This window comes from uncultured Pseudoalteromonas sp., assembly GCF_963922945.1.
In the GTDB taxonomy this organism is placed as follows: Bacteria; Pseudomonadota; Gammaproteobacteria; order Enterobacterales; family Alteromonadaceae; genus Pseudoalteromonas.
In genome coordinates, this window is sequence record NZ_CAWUKC010000087.1 from 1 (window position 1) to 15894 (window position 15894).

The window sequence follows — 15894 nt, forward strand, 5'->3', positions numbered from 1 at the left end:
CCCGGCTCAGATACTAACTTCACTGACACCATGGCTTCTGGGTTTACTTGTTTTAAATCGAATATTAGCTGGGCTAAATCTTCAATTGAGTAAATATCGTGATGCGGTGGTGGTGAAATTAATGTTACACCGGGTACCGAATAACGAAGCTTTGCAATATACGGCGTTACTTTTTCACCGGGTAATTGCCCGCCTTCGCCAGGTTTAGCACCCTGCGCCACTTTAATTTGAATTACATCCGCATTACGAAGGTAGTGCGGCGTTACACCAAAACGACCCGAAGCAACTTGTTTAATACGTGAGTTTTTCTCGGTGTTGTAACGAAGTTTATCTTCGCCGCCTTCACCAGAGTTTGAACACCCGCCTAAGCGGTTCATTGCAATGGCAAGCGCTTCATGCGCCTCAGGCGAAAGTGCACCAATACTCATTGCAGCTGAATCAAACCGTTTATATAGGTTTTCAGCCGGCTCTACATCATCTATGCTAATACCTTTTTCAGGTAATTTAAGCGCTAGCATATCGCGTAAAGTAGCAATTGGGCGGTTATTAACTAAATCTGCATATGCGCCATAGTCTTTATAATCGCCAGAGCGGACTGCTTTTTGTAGCGTTTGGATTACATCTGGGTTGTACGCATGATATTCCCCACCGTGAACGTATTTTAATAAACCACCATGGCTTAATAATTTACGCTTGCTAAAGGCAAGTTTATGTAACTTTTGTTGATCACTATCGAAATCAGTGAAGCAGGCACCTTTGATACGACTTGCCACACCTTTAAAGCACATCTGGATCATCGCATCAGATAAACCCACTGCTTCAAACAACATTGAGCAACGATACGACGCAACCGTACTTATGCCCATTTTAGACATAATTTTATACAGGCCTTTATTGATGGCTTTACGGTATGAAAGCGTTACTTCGCAATACGACTTTTCAATGACTTTATCGTCGCTCATTGCAACCAGAGATTCATACGCGAGGTAGGGGTAAATCGCTGTTGCGCCAAAACCGAGTAGCACAGCAAACTGGTGTGCATCGCGTACACTGCCCGTTTCAATAATAATATTAGATTCACAACGTAAGTTATTATCAACTAATCGTTTTTGTACAGCACCTACCGCCATAGCAGCAGGGATTGGTAATTGGGTTTCGCTAAAGTTACGGTCGGATAAAATAAGCATGACACAACCCGCGGCTGCTTTTTCTTGTGCAGCATCGCAAATACGTGTAACCGCTTTTTCTAAACCTTCCTCTGCTGTGTATGTAATATCAATCTTACAGTAGCTGTAATGCTCGTCATCGGCATTGAGTAGCTGCTGCATGTCTGCATACATTAAAATTGGTGTATCAAACTGCAGGCGCTTAGCGTGGCCTGTTGTTTCGTTAAATACGTTTTGCTCACTACCAATACACGTTGCCAGTGACATTACGTGGTTTTCACGCAGCGGATCGATTGGCGGGTTAGTCACTTGCGCAAACTTTTGGCGGAAGTAATCGTACAATGAACGATGCCCTTCGCTGAGTACTGCAAATGGCGTGTCATCCCCCATTGAGCCCGTTGCTTCTTGGCCGTTTTCACCCATTACACGAATAACACTATCGAGCTCTTCGTTAGTGTAGCCAAACATTTTTTGGTATTTAACCAGCGTTTCATCATCAAACGAGCGGTTACCCGCATCTTGCTCAGTAAGCTCTTCAAACGGGGTCAAGCGTTTAACGTTTTCTTCAAGCCATGATTTGTAAGGATGACGCGATTTTAAATCTTGGTCGATTTCATCTGAGTGCCAGATTTTGCCAAGCTTTGTATCAATTACTAAAAGCTCGCCAGGCCCTACACGGCCTTTTTCGACCACCTCATCTGCAGTGTAATCCCAAATACCCACCTCAGAGGCAAGTGTAATAAAACCATCTTGGGTAATAACATAGCGCGCTGGACGCAGGCCGTTACGGTCAAGGTTACAGGCTGCAAAACGTCCATCAGACATAACAATACCTGCAGGACCGTCCCACGGCTCCATATGCATAGAGTTAAAATCGTAAAATGCGCGTAAGTCATCATCCATAGCACGGTTTTTTTGCCATGCAGGCGGCACAAGCATGCGCATAGCACGGAATAAGTCCATACCACCGGCTAAAAATAGCTCAAGCATATTATCTAAACTTGATGAGTCAGAGCCTGTTTCGTTCACAAACGGCGCTGCGCTTTGTAAATCAGGAATAAGTGGCGATGAAAACTTATACGAGCGTGCTCTAGCCCATTGGCGGTTCCCTTCAATAGTATTAATCTCACCATTGTGCGCTAAATACCTAAAAGGTTGTGCTAAAGGCCAACGCGGCTGGGTGTTAGTAGAAAAACGCTGATGGAACACACAAATAGCGCTGGTCATACGAATATCAGCTAAGTCTAAATAAAAGTTAGGCAAATCTGCAGGCATCATAAGGCCTTTATAGATAGTCACTAACCCCGATAAGCTGGCAATGTAAAATGACTCATCCTCTACTAAACGCTTTTCTGCGCGACGACGTGCTACATATAAACGTCGTTCTAAATCTTTAGAGCGCCAGCCTTCAGGCGCTGTAACAAAAATTTGCTCAAAACCAGGTAACTGCTGTGTTGCAATTGGCCCTAACATTGAAGGGTCGGTTGGCACTTCACGCCAGCCAAGTATTTTAAGTGTTTCTTGTTCTAATTCTTCACATAAAACCTGTTTTGCAGCTTGTGCTAAAACGGGATCTGAATTTAAGAAAACCATGCCTACGGCGTAATTTTTACCTAAGTGCCAATTGTGCTCACTCGCAATTGCACGGAAAAAACTATCTGGTTTTTGAAGTAATAAACCACAGCCGTCGCCTGTTTTACCATCGGCAGAGATACCACCGCGGTGCTGCATGCGATCAAGTCCAGTAATAGCTGTACGAATAAGCCGATGACTAGCTTGACCATTAACTTGGGCTATTAAGCCAAAGCCACAATTATCTTTTTCTAATTTTGAGTCGTATAACATAGACCCCTCCCTTGCTGCACTGTTAACGTGAATGAACTGCTCGACGATTTGCTAACAGACGCACAAAACTAGCCTCTATAGTAAATAGAGTCAATATTATTTTGAATATATATTCATATTCTTGAATATTTCTCACTTCAAGGCAAGATTTCTTTTTAACTCATAAGTTTTAACAATTAGCGATTATTTGTACATCATATTTCTATGACACTGGTGTCAATTTTAACATTTTGTAAAAACAAAGGAGCTAAAAGCATACCCTTTACGTAAGCGTAAACGCAAAACTCAATGAATAAATATTCACTAAAACACAGGAAATTCAGTTAACATTTAGATAGTTTAATACCTTTTAAATAAATAAAAGGGTTAGTATTACGCTTTTAACGCATGCATTAGGATAGTTATTAATTATTGTGTTGCTTTTTGTGCAGATTGCGTGAATTTTTATCTAAAGCATATAGTTTAATTAAAATTTACGCTGATACAGACTGCTTAGTGCCCTCTTGTACTTAATTAGATGCTGCAAAGCAAAGAGCAGCTCGCTGGTTGTGGAGCACTAATTAATCGAACTAAACGCGCACGAATTGACTGATATCAACCTGCTTATGTACGCTTCAATTTTAAAGCTAGAAATACGTATTAATAGCTGGCCAAAAAATTGGCTATTTAGTTATTATCGGCAATTGCAACTTCATTGCGCTACCAGATACATGCATACAACCGTAAATGAAATTTTTTTGAAAAAAGTGGCATGTTTAGAACCACAAAATAATTGAGTATTATTTTGCATTGCTATTTAAGAAATAAGGGCGTTAAAGATTATTTAGAGGTATAAAAAAGCCACGTAAAACGTGGCCTTAATAATCTATAAAAAGTAGCAATTACTCTGCGTCAGCTTCTTTATACTTAGCTGCTGTTTCAGTGATCAGTGGCTGTAATTCACCGCGTTGAAACATTTCAATGATAATGTCACAACCACCAATCAATTCGCCCTCAACCCAAAGCTGTGGGAAGGTAGGCCAGTTTGCATAAGCAGGTAGCTCAGCACGAATATCTGGATTCAGTAAAATATCAACATAAGCAAATGGTTCGCCACATGACATTAGCGCTTGTGACGCTTGTGAAGAAAAACCGCAATTTGGTAATTTAGGCGACCCTTTCATATAAAGGATTATTGGGTTTTCTGAAATCTGCTGTTTAATTTTATCAATGGTTTCCATCTACAACCTCAAAATGACGATAGCTTGATATACCCAGGGCTTGAAAATAAATCATTGTGGCCACAGATATATAACTTAAAATGGGCAAATAAAGCCGCAATTGAAATAGTCTTTCGCAATAGCATTGCTGTTTGCTAAAACTTGAGTAAAATACTCAACAATTATAGTAACACTATATTTTCGTTTGGTATAGGTAAGTGGTCTGTTCTATCAGGCATTACGTAACATCAAACGAGTTATCAACCAAAAGAAAATGGAGATAAAAAATGGCATTTGAACTACCGTCACTACCATATGCAATTGATGCACTTGAGCCTCATATTTCAAAAGAAACTCTTGAGTATCACCACGGCAAGCACCACAACACGTATGTTGTTAAACTAAACGGTTTAATTCCAGGTACTGAATTTGAAAACAAATCGTTAGAAGAGATTGTATGTTCATCTGAAGGTGGCGTATTCAACAACGCTGCACAAATTTGGAACCACACTTTCTACTGGAACTGTCTATCTCCAAATGGCGGCGGTGAGCCAACAGGCGCTATCGCTGACGCAATCAACGCAAAATGGGGTTCATTTGACGCATTTAAAGATGCATTAAACGATAAAGCAGTTAATAACTTTGGTTCTAGCTGGACTTGGTTAGTAAAATTAGCTGATGGTTCTTTAGATATCGTGAACACGTCTAATGCAGCAACACCGCTTACCGACGAGGGTGTTACTCCGATTCTTACTGTGGATTTATGGGAACACGCTTACTACATTGATTACCGTAACGTTCGTCCTGATTACCTTAAAGGTTACTGGGCGCTTGTTAACTGGGAATTCGCGAACGCAAATTTCGCTTAATTAGCCATTAGATGCTGATTTAAAAAGACGCCTCGGCGTCTTTTTTTGTGCCTTTTCAACAGTAAATTTGCCTTTATACGCGTAAAGCTTACCAATCAGTCACATGATCTTTTTTCACTTAAATTTTTAATTTTATTGCACAAAAATAGTAATCTCTGACTAGACTTTAAAAAGTAAGCACCTTTTTAAAGCGGGTTTCGGAGGTTATTATGACTATATTTGAGCACTACCAAGCACGATACGAAGCAGCACAAGAAGAAGAATACAGTATTAGCGAATTTCTTGAAATTTGTAAGAATGACAAGTCCGCTTACGCCAGTGCCCCTGAGCGACTTTTAATGGCCATCGGTGAACCGCAAATGGTTGATACGTCAACCGATGCACGTTTGAGCCGATTATTTTCTAATCGAGTGGTTGCACGCTACCCTGCCTTTGCCGACTTTTATGGCATGGAAGACGCTATAGAGCAAATCGTCTCTTATCTTAAACACGCCGCTCAAGGCCTAGAAGAATGCAAACAAGTCCTTTATTTACTTGGTCCAGTCGGGGGCGGTAAATCTTCAATTGCGGAAAAGCTAAAATATCTGATGCAACAAGTACCTATTTATTCAATTAAAGGGTCACCTGTGAATGATCATCCACTCTCTTTATTTGACCCTGTTGAAGACGCTAATGTGCTTGACAAAGAATACGGTATTAAGCCTCGTTATTTAAAAACCATCATGTCGCCATGGGCCGCAAAACGATTAAAAGAATTTAACGGCGATATTAGTCAATTCAGAGTAGTAAAACGTTATCCCTCAATTTTAAATCAAGTGGGGATTGCCAAAACCGAACCCGGTGACGAAAACAATCAAGACATTTCAGCATTGGTAGGGAAAGTCGATATTCGCCAGCTTGAGCATTTTGCTCAAAACGACCCCGATGCTTATGCTTACTCAGGCTCTTTATGCTTAGCAAACCAAGGGTTGATGGAATTTGTAGAAATGTTTAAAGCCCCTATCAAGGTGTTGCACCCTCTTCTTACCGCAACGCAAGAAGGCAACTACAACGGCACAGAAGGGATCAGTGCACTGCCCTTTAACGGTATGATTTTAGCTCATTCAAACGAGTCAGAATGGCAAACATTTAAAAACAATAAAAATAACGAGGCATTTTTAGACCGAGTGTATATTGTGAAGGTCCCATATTGTTTGCGCGTTACCGAAGAGATAAAAATATACGATAAACTTATTCAACACAGTGAACTTGCCAGTGCACCATGTGCACCCGGTACGCTCAAAACACTGGCTCAATTTACCACCTTGTCTCGGTTAAAGGAGCCTGAGAACTCCAGCATTTATTCAAAAATGCGAGTCTATGATGGTGAAACTCTAAAAGATACCGACCCTAAAGCAAAGTCATACCAAGAATACCGCGATTACGCTGGAGTCGATGAGGGTATGACTGGGCTTTCTACCCGCTTTGCATTTAAAATTCTATCACGGGTATTTAATTTTGATACAACCGAAGTGGCTGCTAATCCCGTACATTTATTTTATGTGTTGGAGCAACAAATTGAACGTGAGCAATTTAGCGCCGAGGTAGAAGAGCGTTATTTGAGTTTTTTAAAAGGCTATTTAATTCCGCAATATGTTGAGTTTATTGGTAAAGAATTACAAACCGCGTACTTAGAGTCATATTCTGAATACGGTCAAAATATTTTTGACCGCTACGTAATTTATGCCGATTTTTGGATTCAGGATCAAGAATACAGAGACCCTGATACAGGCCAGTTATTTGATAGAGCCTCACTCAATGCAGAGCTTGAAAAAATAGAAAAGCCAGCAGGCATTTCCAACCCTAAAGATTTTAGGAACGAAATAGTTAACTTTGTATTACGTGCGCGCGCTCACAATAATGGCAAAAACCCACTATGGACAAGCTACGAAAAATTGCGCACGGTAATTGAGAAAAAAATGTTCTCAAATACAGAAGATCTTCTCCCCGTTATCTCGTTCAATACAAAAACCTCAGCAGAGGATCAACAAAAACACGAAGACTTTGTAAATCGCATGGTCGAAAAAGGCTATACCCAAAAACAAGTGCGCTTACTTTCTGAGTGGTATTTACGAGTTAGAAAATCGCAGTAGCCTTCATGTTGTTTTAGGGGGAAAAGTATGGCGCATTTTATAGATAGACGTTTAAATGGTAAAAACAAAAGCACAGTTAATCGTCAGCGCTTTATTAGGCGCTATAAAAAACAAATAAAAGAAGCGGTCTCTGATGCGGTTAATAAACGTAGTGTGACAGACTCAAGCTCAGGAGAAAGTATTTCTATACCGCAGCGAGATATCAGTGAGCCAATTTTTCACCAGGGAAAGGGTGGCGACAGAGAACAAATTCATCCAGGGAACGATCAATTTTCAACAGGAGATAAAATTGAACGCCCTAAAGGAGGCCAAGGTGGAGGCGCAGGCGATGTTGATGCAAGTGACTCAGGCGAGGGCCAAGATGACTTTGTGTTCTCTATTTCAAAAGATGAATACCTAGATTTACTTTTTGAAGACTTAGCGCTGCCAAACTTACAAGAAAACCAGTTAGATAAATTAGTGCAAATGAAAACGCACCGAGCTGGTTTTTGCAGTGATGGTATGCCCAGTAACATCGATATTGTACGCTCTCTTCAAGGCTCGCTTGCAAGACGCGTCGCTATGAGCGCAGGAAAAAAAAGGCGCTTGGCAGAGCTTGAAGGGCAACTTGCGATGGAGCTTGAGAAAACGCAAAGCGACCAAGCTATTATTGCACTTTTACAAGAGGAAATTGTAAAACTCAAACAACAAATAAAGTCAGTGCCGTTTATCGATAATTACGACTTACGTTTTCGTAATTATGAAAAGCGACCCCACCCCACCAGCAAAGCCGTTATGTTTTGTATTATGGATGTATCAGGATCAATGGATCAAGCCACTAAAGATATGGCAAAACGTTTTTATATTTTGCTTTATCAATTTTTGACCCGAAGCTACAAAGACATTGAAGTGGTCTATATACGCCACCACACACAAGCTAAAGAGGTCGATGAACAAGAGTTCTTTTACTCTCAAGAAACTGGCGGTACGATTGTCTCCAGTGCGCTTAAATTAATGAACGAAATAATAAAAGAACGCTATGATTCAGAGCAATGGAACATATACGCAGCACAAGCCTCTGATGGCGATAACTGGGCAGACGACACCCCGTTTTGTGGTGAGATACTGCGTAATAAACTACTTAAGGCTACACGCTACTTTGCTTACATAGAAATTACCACACGTGCTCATCAAAGCTTGTGGCGCGAATATCAAAATATAACCCAAACCCATAGCAACTTTGCAATACAGCACATTCAAAGTGTTGAAGACATTTACCCTATGTTCAGGGAGCTGTTTAAAAAAAATCGCCACCAACAGGGGGCTGCTTAGCTTAAGCGAGGTTTACTATGAGCAATGAACGAATGAGTGATGGCCCTGACTGGACTTTTGAGCTGCTTGAGCAGTACCAAACTGAAATTGCCCGTGTTGCAGCACATTACAGATTAGATACTTACCCTAATCAGATAGAAGTTATAACCGCTGAGCAAATGATGGATGCGTACTCAAGCGTAGGCATGCCCATAGGCTACAGCCACTGGTCATATGGTAAAAAATTTATACAAACAGAGCAAAACTATAAGCGTGGACAGATGGGGTTAGCTTACGAAATTGTAATAAACTCAAACCCCTGTATTGCGTATTTAATGGAAGAGAACACACTACCAATGCAAGCGTTGGTAATGGCACACGCCTGTTATGGTCACAACTCATTTTTTAAAGGTAACTACTTATTTAAAACTTGGACCGACGCCGACTCCATTATAGATTACTTAGTTTTTGCAAAAAATTATATAAGCCGCTGCGAGGAAAAACACGGTATTACGCAAGTAGAAAGCTTAATTGATTCATGTCACGCACTGATGAATTACGGCGTAGATAGATATAAACGTCCGCAACAAATATCACTTTTTGAAGAGCAAAAACGTCAAAAAGAACGTGAAGATTACATGCAATCTCAAGTAAACGAGCTTTGGCGGACTATCCCTGTGCAGCAACAAGAAGCTAAAAAACAAGAGACGCACTTCCCGCAAGAGCCTCAAGAAAACATTTTATACTTTATTGAAAAAAATGCGCCTTTATTAGAACCTTGGCAACGAGAAGTGATTCGGATTGTTAGAAAAATATCGCAATATTTTTATCCACAAAAACAAACTCAAGTGATGAACGAAGGATGGGCTACTTTTTGGCATTACACCATTTTGAACCATTTATATGATGAAGGTAAATTAACCGATTCTTTTATAATGGAGTTTTTGCAAAGCCACACTAATGTGGTTTATCAACCGCCATACAATAGCAATTATTATTCAGGTATTAACCCCTACGCATTGGGCTTTAACATGATGGTGGATATTCGTCGTATTTGTGAAAACCCAACAGATGAGGATAAGCGCTGGTTTCCTGAGTATGCTGGAACTAATTGGCTAGATACACTGCATTTTGCTATGGAAAACTTTAAAGATGAGAGCTTTATAAGTCAATTTTTATCCCCAAAGCTAATTCGTGACTTCAAGCTATTCACAATTGTTGATCATAGCCGTAATCCGCATTTAGAGGTGGGGGCAATCCATGATGATAGCGGTTATCAAGCAGTACGTGAAGCACTGTCTGCGCAATATAATTTGAGTAATCACGAACCTAATATTCAAGTTTATAATGTTGATGTAAGAGGTGACAGATCGTTAACACTTCGCTATGTACCCCACAACAGTATTCCACTTGCTAACTCCCACAAGGAGGTACTAAAGCATCTTTATAGGTTATGGGGATTTAAGGTTAAATTGCAGCAAGAAACCAGTACAGGCGATGTTTCTATTCTTGGCCAATGCCCAGCAGATGATACTCGCCATACAACAGAGTAAATAAAACGGCTGATACAAACAGCACTTTAGCCAATCTCTTTGTTAAGTATTTACATCAAAGGCTTACGGTGCAATTTGGTATCCCGCGCCTTAATTTTAACAGCGCATAAAAAATGACGCTTATGCGTCATTTTTTATATCCTCAAAAGCGGTTACTCTATTACGCCCATGCTCTTTTGAGTGATACAGGGCTTTGTCAGCGGCTTCAATCCATCGCTCATGTTTTGCAAATTCAGGGCTATTTCCTGCAAAACCAATACTCACTGTCATTTTTATTTTTGTATGCTTGTAAACAAAAGGATTGGCTTCTATCAACGCCCTTAAGCGCTCTGCAAAAGTTGCAGCGCCTTGCTTGTCGGTATCAAGTAAAGTAACAACAAACTCCTCTCCTCCGTAGCGCCCCGCTATGTCGGTTTCACGTAGTGTGGTGCGCAACAAATCAGATAGGTGACGTAACGCATAGTCGCCACAGCTATGGCCATGCTCATCATTAATTTTTTTAAAGTGGTCAATATCAAACATTAATAATGTACTACTGCCACCACTGCGCTTTACACGTAAAAATTCTTGATGCAGTGTCGTTTCCCAGTGCCCACGGTTAAATAGCTGCGTTAAACTATCGGTTTGGCTTACTTGCTCTAAGCGCTGATTAAGCTCTTCCAACTCTTTCTTATTCACGGCTACATCTGTCACGTCATAAATAATAATACAAATATGACTTACCTCACCCAGCGTATTAGTAAGCGGAATAAAGGTCGCATTTTGATACATGTAATCCGCTTTACCGGTAATCGGACGATAATTTTTAAAACGAAAGATATACGGTTGCTGCTCCCAGATAGTAAAAGAGCGATTTTTAAGTACAAATACGGACTCTGATTTACCTCTAAACCATTTCTCATTAATTGAAGGGAATAAATCAAAGAGGTCTTTGTCTTTTACAGCACTTGGCAACAAGCCCGAGTGGTTTTCCATAAAGCCATTCCACACGCACACTTTATAATTTCTATCTAATACAACAAGGCCCACATCAACCGTGTTAAACATATCCATTAACCAATGGATTTCATTCATTTCTAAATCAGCGGCCATAATTTAGTCTTCTAATAAGTAAGCAACTTTGTATTTCAAAGTCTTGAGTGAATCTTCGGTAAATAACAGCATAAGGTCGCAGTTAATATCGTGGTTTTCGATGCCGTAGCTTATTTCTATCGCTAAGGTTCTTTGCCAGCGAGATTTATTTGATTTAACCAATTCGGATACATCACGATGTTGACCAAGCACAATAGGATGACCTTGACTAAAAGACATATCTAGTTGCTTAGAGAGCCCTGTTAAAATTGAGCCTATCAAAATGTTACTAATATCCATCAACAGCTCTAGCTCAACCTTATCGTTAAGCTCACCGTCGTAATTCATCAATGACGCGATTTCTTTAAAGCTTGAATCATTTAATAATAGTAACGCCTCACCCGATACACCACCGCCTATAAAGCCCTGACACACGCCTGAGGTCGCGGCATTATTATCAATTGACTGCAGTGCCATATCCAGCTCATTTACTTCTAGCACATTTACATTCGGAATAGGCAGCTTCACAAATACATTTAAAAGCCGTGCCAGTAAGTCGCCTGCTTGGCCCATAGCAACATTCGTTAGCTCTTGGTATATATCACGCACATCAGGGTCTACTTGCTCACCTAAAGAGTGAGCGAGTCGTTCGCGCATCGCTTTATCTTTAATGCCATGGTGTTCAATAATATCGGCTAATTTTTCAGGGGAGCAAGGTTTTTGAATAAAATCAATGGCACCTAATTCAGTGACGCGTTGGTGTGCATTTGGCTGAATATCACCAGATACAACCACAGTTAAAATATTAAGGCCTTGCTCTTTCATGGCCATCAGCACTTCGTAACCGTCCATCTCTGGCATGTTTAGATCAAGAAAAAGAATTTCGGGCTCAATTATTTTTAGTTTTTTGATGCAATCAACACCATCTTGAGCAAACTCAACTTTTATTTCCCAGTCATCTGGTAATGAGCGAGCTAGCTGACGCCTCGCTAATTTTGAGTCGTCACATATTAATACGGAGGTTGACATACTATCTCTCTTATTTGACCCTATATTGTCAATAGGCCTTATGACTCTATTTAATATACATTTTGTAACCACATGTTAATAAAACATCTTTAAATTTACAATTTTATATTCACAAAACTTAATATTACTTTTGTCATGATATTTAATCGCTTGGTTAGTGATATTCAGTATAATACACGCAAACCTATTGCGTTAATTTTAAAAGGAAATAGCTATGGTACGCTCTGTTATTTTTGCATTGAGCACACTTGCTTTAAGCTCAGTTGGGCAAGCATCACAATACCCAGAAAACACACTTGATGCAGGTAAGGTCTCTGCTCAAGGTAAACCTGTCACTTTATTAGGTAAAGGGGTAAGTGTAGGCGATAATGCGCCAAACTTTAAAGTGGTGGATGGTGCTTTTGCTCCTGTAAATCTTGATGATTACAAAGGCCAAGCTGTTTTAATTAGTGTGGTGCCAAGTTTAGATACTGGCATTTGTAGCTTACAAACAAAACATTTTAATGAAAAAGTAGCCTCACAATTTCCTACAGTCGCTATGCTGACCATTAGTGCCGATCTGCCATTTGCTCAAAAACGCTTTTGTAATGCAGAAAATATCGACAAGGTGATAGCTTTATCTGACTCAGTGTGGCGAGACTTTGGCCAAAAATATGGTTTGATTATAAAAGATATGGGGCTACTCACCCGTGCCGTGCTGATTTTAGATAAAAGTCATAAAGTGATTTACAAGCAACTTGTATCAAACTTATCGACTGAGCCAAGCTACGAGCCTGTGATAGAAAAGCTCAAAACACTTTAGATAAACGCGACTCATCTGTTTTATTTTTTTAATAACATATACAAAAAAACCGCCGCTGGCGGTTTTTAATAATAGGTCTTTAGGTTTTATTAACCTAAAAGTTCTGTTAGTTGCTGGCTTACAGTTTCAACAGCTTGTGTTCCGTCAAGCTTGTGGTATTGCGTGTTGCCTGCTTTTGCTTCAGCTTGGTAGTAATCAACCAATGGCATGGTTTGCTCATGGTAAATACCTAAACGTTTACGAACTGTTTCTTCCGTGTCATCTGCACGAATGATAAGCTCTTCGCCTGTTTCATCGTCTTTACCTTCCACTTTTGGTGGGTTGTAAACTACGTGGTAAACACGGCCACTTCCAGGGTGTACACGACGTCCTCCCATACGCTCAACAATTACTTCATCCGCAACGTCAAATTCGATAACGTGATCAACCACAACGCCATTTTCTTTCATTGCATCAGCTTGTGGAATAGTGCGTGGGAAACCGTCCAGTAAGAAGCCTTGCTCACAATCTGGCTTAGCAATACGCTCTTTTACTAAACCTATGATGATATCGTCAGAAATTAACTGACCAGCGTCCATTACTTTTTTAGCTTCTAAACCAAGTGGTGTACCTTCTTTAATGGCTGCACGAAGCATATCACCGGTAGAAATTTGTGGAATACCGTATTTGTCCATTAAAAACTGAGCTTGAGTACCTTTACCAGCACCTGGCGCGCCCAAAAGAATAATGCGCATATCATTGTCCCCTAGTATGGATAGTTATTTTAAAGCCTGAATTCTTCCACAAGCGCTGCAGATACTCAAGCAACTTATACTAATTGCCTACTTTATAGCGCATAAAAAAAGGAAGCATCCGCTTCCTTAATCATTATGCTTATATTTTAGGCTCTTTTAGCAATTAAAAGAGCCTGTTAGTCTTACTTATTTAAATCAAGCATTAACTTGTTTAAACGTGTTACAAACCCAGTAGGATCTTTTAATGTTCCACGCTCAGCAAGTAACGCTTGGTCAAGTAATACATGAGACCACTGTGCAAACTTGTCTTCGTCTTGCTCATCGTTTAAGTGCTTAACTAATTGGTGCTCAGGGTTAAGCTCAAATACAGGCTTTGCCTCTGGTACTGATTGACCTACTGACTCCATAAGTTTTTGCATTTGCGAGCTCATATCGTTGTCATCACTCACAACACATGCTGGAGAGTCAGTTAAGCGATGCGTAAAGCGCACTTCTTTAACCTCTTCGCCTAGCGCTGTTTTAATGCGCTCAATTAAGCCTGCGACTTCTTTTTCAGACTCTTCTTGTGCTTTTTTAGTCTCTTCGTCATCAAGTTTACCTAAATCAAGGTCGCCACGTGTAATTGACTGGAACGATTTTTCGTTAAACTCAGTTAAGTGGCTCATCATCCACTCATCAACACGGTCACTTAGTAATAATACTTCGATACCTTTTTTACGGAAGATTTCTAAGTGCGGCGAGTTTTTAGCCGCTGTAAACGAATCTGCAACAACGTAGTAAATTTTATCTTGCTCATCGTTCATACGCTCAATGTATTGCTCAAGCGATACATCTTGTGTTTCTGAGTCGGTATGAGTCGATGAGAAGCGTAACAATTTAGCAATGGCTTCTTTATTTGCAATATCTTCTGCTGGGCCTTCTTTGATTACTTGGCCAAACTCGTTCCAAAATGTTTGGTAGTCTTCGGCTTTGTTTTTAGCCATACGCTCTAGCATTTTTAAGATACGAGACGTACACCCTTTACGAATTGCTTGCGTTACTTTGTTATCTTGTAAAATTTCGCGCGATACATTTAATGGTAAATCGTTTGAATCAAGTAAGCCTTTTACAAAGCGCAGGTAGCTTGGCATAAATTGCTCTGCGTCATCCATAATAAAGACACGTTGAACATACAGTTTTAAGCCACTTTGGCGCTCACGGTTCCATAAATCGAACGGCGCTTTTTTAGGGATATACAATAAGCTTGTGTACTCAGTTTTACCTTCTACTTTATTGTGCGCCCAGTTTAGTGGCTCTTCCCAATCATGGCTTACATGCTTGTAAAACTCTTTGTATTCTTCATCAGAAACCTCTGACTTATCACGTGTCCATAAAGCAGTTGCACGGTTAATGCTTTCCCACTCACCTGGAACTGCTGGGATTTTTTCGCCGTCTTCGCCTTCAGACTCAGGCACTTCTGCTTTATACATTTGTACCGGCGTAGAAATATGGTCTGAGTATTTAGTCACAATGCTACGCAGGCGGTATTCATCCGCGTATTCTTTTTCTTCTTCACGCAGATGTAAAATAATGTCCGTACCACGGCCTTCTTTTTCAATTTCTTGTAGCGTGTACTCGCCTTCACCTTGTGATTGCCACTCATACGCTTGTGTTTCACCCGCTTTGCGCGTGCGCACTGTCACTTCGTCAGCCACAATAAATGCTGAGTAAAAACCAACACCAAATTGGCCAATTAATTGCGAGTCTTTACTTTGGTCGCCGGTTAAGTTTTTGAAAAATTCAGCAGTACCCGACTTCGCAATAGTCCCTAAAGAGCTAATGACCTCTTCACGTGTCATACCAATACCATTATCAGAAATGGTAATTGTGTTCGCCTCTTTATCTGCGCTAATGCGTACACGTAAATCAGCATCACCTTGGTAAAGATCGCCATTAGAAAGCGCTAAAAAGCGAAGCTTATCGGCAGCATCTGATGCATTTGATACAAGCTCACGTAAAAATATTTCTTTATTCGAATATAACGAATGAATCATTAAGTTTAATAGTTGTTTTACTTCTGTTTGAAAGCCTAATGTTTCTTTTTGTGCTGCAGTCATTTATGTATCTCCAATTAGCAAAGTGTCTGCGTTATGCACTTAATATGGGGTGAGGTGGAGTAACTTCAAGGGAAAAATTTAAAAAAGCAGCGTTTGAGCTTACATAAA

Annotated in this window: 11 protein-coding genes; 5 read left to right on the top strand and 6 right to left on the bottom strand. The window is 40.2% G+C overall.

The window, feature by feature from the left end; translation table 11 throughout:
* Together gltB and AABI99_RS15165 are read right to left on the bottom strand one after the other, a co-directional pair.
* The coding region (gene gltB, locus AABI99_RS15160; protein ID WP_338366924.1) for a glutamate synthase large subunit at window positions 1–3011 on the bottom strand (3011 nt) is incomplete at its 3' end.
* A gap of 881 nt (window positions 3012–3892) precedes the next feature.
* Window positions 3893–4231, bottom strand: coding sequence for a Grx4 family monothiol glutaredoxin (locus tag AABI99_RS15165; protein WP_016709200.1), 339 nt, complete (start codon window positions 4229–4231; stop codon window positions 3893–3895).
* A gap of 266 nt (window positions 4232–4497) precedes the next feature.
* On the opposite strand from AABI99_RS15165, the gene AABI99_RS15170 reads away from it, so the two are divergent.
* The 4 genes from AABI99_RS15170 to AABI99_RS15185 all read left to right on the top strand — a co-directional run bounded on the left by AABI99_RS15170 (window position 4498) and on the right by AABI99_RS15185 (window position 10054).
* Window positions 4498–5079 (top strand): Fe-Mn family superoxide dismutase, encoded by a 582-nt coding sequence (locus tag AABI99_RS15170; protein WP_338366926.1) that lies wholly within the window; start codon window positions 4498–4500, stop codon window positions 5077–5079.
* Window positions 5080–5288: 209 nt separating this feature from the next.
* Entirely contained in the window at window positions 5289–7211 is a 1923-nt protein-coding gene (locus AABI99_RS15175; RefSeq protein ID WP_338366927.1) for a PrkA family serine protein kinase, read from the top strand.
* 27 nt (window positions 7212–7238) lie between these two features.
* Window positions 7239–8522, top strand: a complete 1284-nt coding sequence (locus AABI99_RS15180) for a YeaH/YhbH family protein (protein ID WP_338366929.1) — start codon at window positions 7239–7241, stop codon at window positions 8520–8522.
* Window positions 8523–8539: 17 nt separating this feature from the next.
* Window positions 8540–10054 (top strand): SpoVR family protein, encoded by a 1515-nt coding sequence (locus tag AABI99_RS15185; RefSeq protein ID WP_338366930.1) that lies wholly within the window; start codon window positions 8540–8542, stop codon window positions 10052–10054.
* 120 nt (window positions 10055–10174) lie between these two features.
* Here the strand turns inward: AABI99_RS15185 and AABI99_RS15190 are convergent, their stop codons facing one another.
* Together AABI99_RS15190 and AABI99_RS15195 are read right to left on the bottom strand one after the other, a co-directional pair.
* Window positions 10175–11146, bottom strand: coding sequence for a diguanylate cyclase (locus tag AABI99_RS15190; protein WP_338366931.1), 972 nt, complete (start codon window positions 11144–11146; stop codon window positions 10175–10177).
* Between the two features lie 3 nt (window positions 11147–11149).
* Window positions 11150–12154, bottom strand: a complete 1005-nt coding sequence (locus AABI99_RS15195; RefSeq protein WP_338366932.1) for a response regulator — start codon at window positions 12152–12154, stop codon at window positions 11150–11152.
* Between the two features lie 214 nt (window positions 12155–12368).
* Here AABI99_RS15195 and tpx point away from each other — a divergent pair, with 214 nt between their 5' ends.
* Window positions 12369–12956 (top strand): thiol peroxidase, encoded by a 588-nt coding sequence (gene tpx / locus AABI99_RS15200; RefSeq protein WP_338366933.1) that lies wholly within the window; start codon window positions 12369–12371, stop codon window positions 12954–12956.
* Between the two features lie 89 nt (window positions 12957–13045).
* On the opposite strand, the gene adk is transcribed toward tpx, so the two are convergent.
* Both adk and htpG read right to left on the bottom strand, forming a co-directional pair.
* On the bottom strand, window positions 13046–13690 hold the full coding sequence (gene adk, locus AABI99_RS15205) for an adenylate kinase (protein ID WP_338366934.1): 645 nt from the start codon (window positions 13688–13690) through the stop codon (window positions 13046–13048).
* Window positions 13691–13872: 182 nt separating this feature from the next.
* Window positions 13873–15786, bottom strand: a complete 1914-nt coding sequence (gene htpG, locus AABI99_RS15210) for a molecular chaperone HtpG (RefSeq protein WP_338366936.1) — start codon at window positions 15784–15786, stop codon at window positions 13873–13875.
* Window positions 15787–15894: the final 108 nt, after the last annotated feature.

Excerpts from the sequence above, each read along its gene's own strand:
- AABI99_RS15165 (WP_016709200.1), bottom strand. The coding sequence starts at position 4,231 with ATGGAAACCATTGATAAAATTAAACAGCAGATTTCAGAAAACCCAATA.
- AABI99_RS15170 (WP_338366926.1), top strand. The coding sequence starts at position 4,498 with ATGGCATTTGAACTACCGTCACTACCATATGCAATTGATGCACTTGAG.
- AABI99_RS15175 (WP_338366927.1), top strand. The coding sequence starts at position 5,289 with ATGACTATATTTGAGCACTACCAAGCACGATACGAAGCAGCACAAGAA.
- AABI99_RS15180 (WP_338366929.1), top strand. The coding sequence starts at position 7,239 with ATGGCGCATTTTATAGATAGACGTTTAAATGGTAAAAACAAAAGCACA.
- AABI99_RS15185 (WP_338366930.1), top strand. The coding sequence starts at position 8,540 with ATGAGCAATGAACGAATGAGTGATGGCCCTGACTGGACTTTTGAGCTG.
- AABI99_RS15190 (WP_338366931.1), bottom strand. The coding sequence starts at position 11,146 with ATGGCCGCTGATTTAGAAATGAATGAAATCCATTGGTTAATGGATATG.
- AABI99_RS15195 (WP_338366932.1), bottom strand. The coding sequence starts at position 12,154 with ATGTCAACCTCCGTATTAATATGTGACGACTCAAAATTAGCGAGGCGT.
- tpx (WP_338366933.1), top strand. The coding sequence starts at position 12,369 with ATGGTACGCTCTGTTATTTTTGCATTGAGCACACTTGCTTTAAGCTCA.
- adk (WP_338366934.1), bottom strand. The coding sequence starts at position 13,690 with ATGCGCATTATTCTTTTGGGCGCGCCAGGTGCTGGTAAAGGTACTCAA.
- htpG (WP_338366936.1), bottom strand. The coding sequence starts at position 15,786 with ATGACTGCAGCACAAAAAGAAACATTAGGCTTTCAAACAGAAGTAAAA.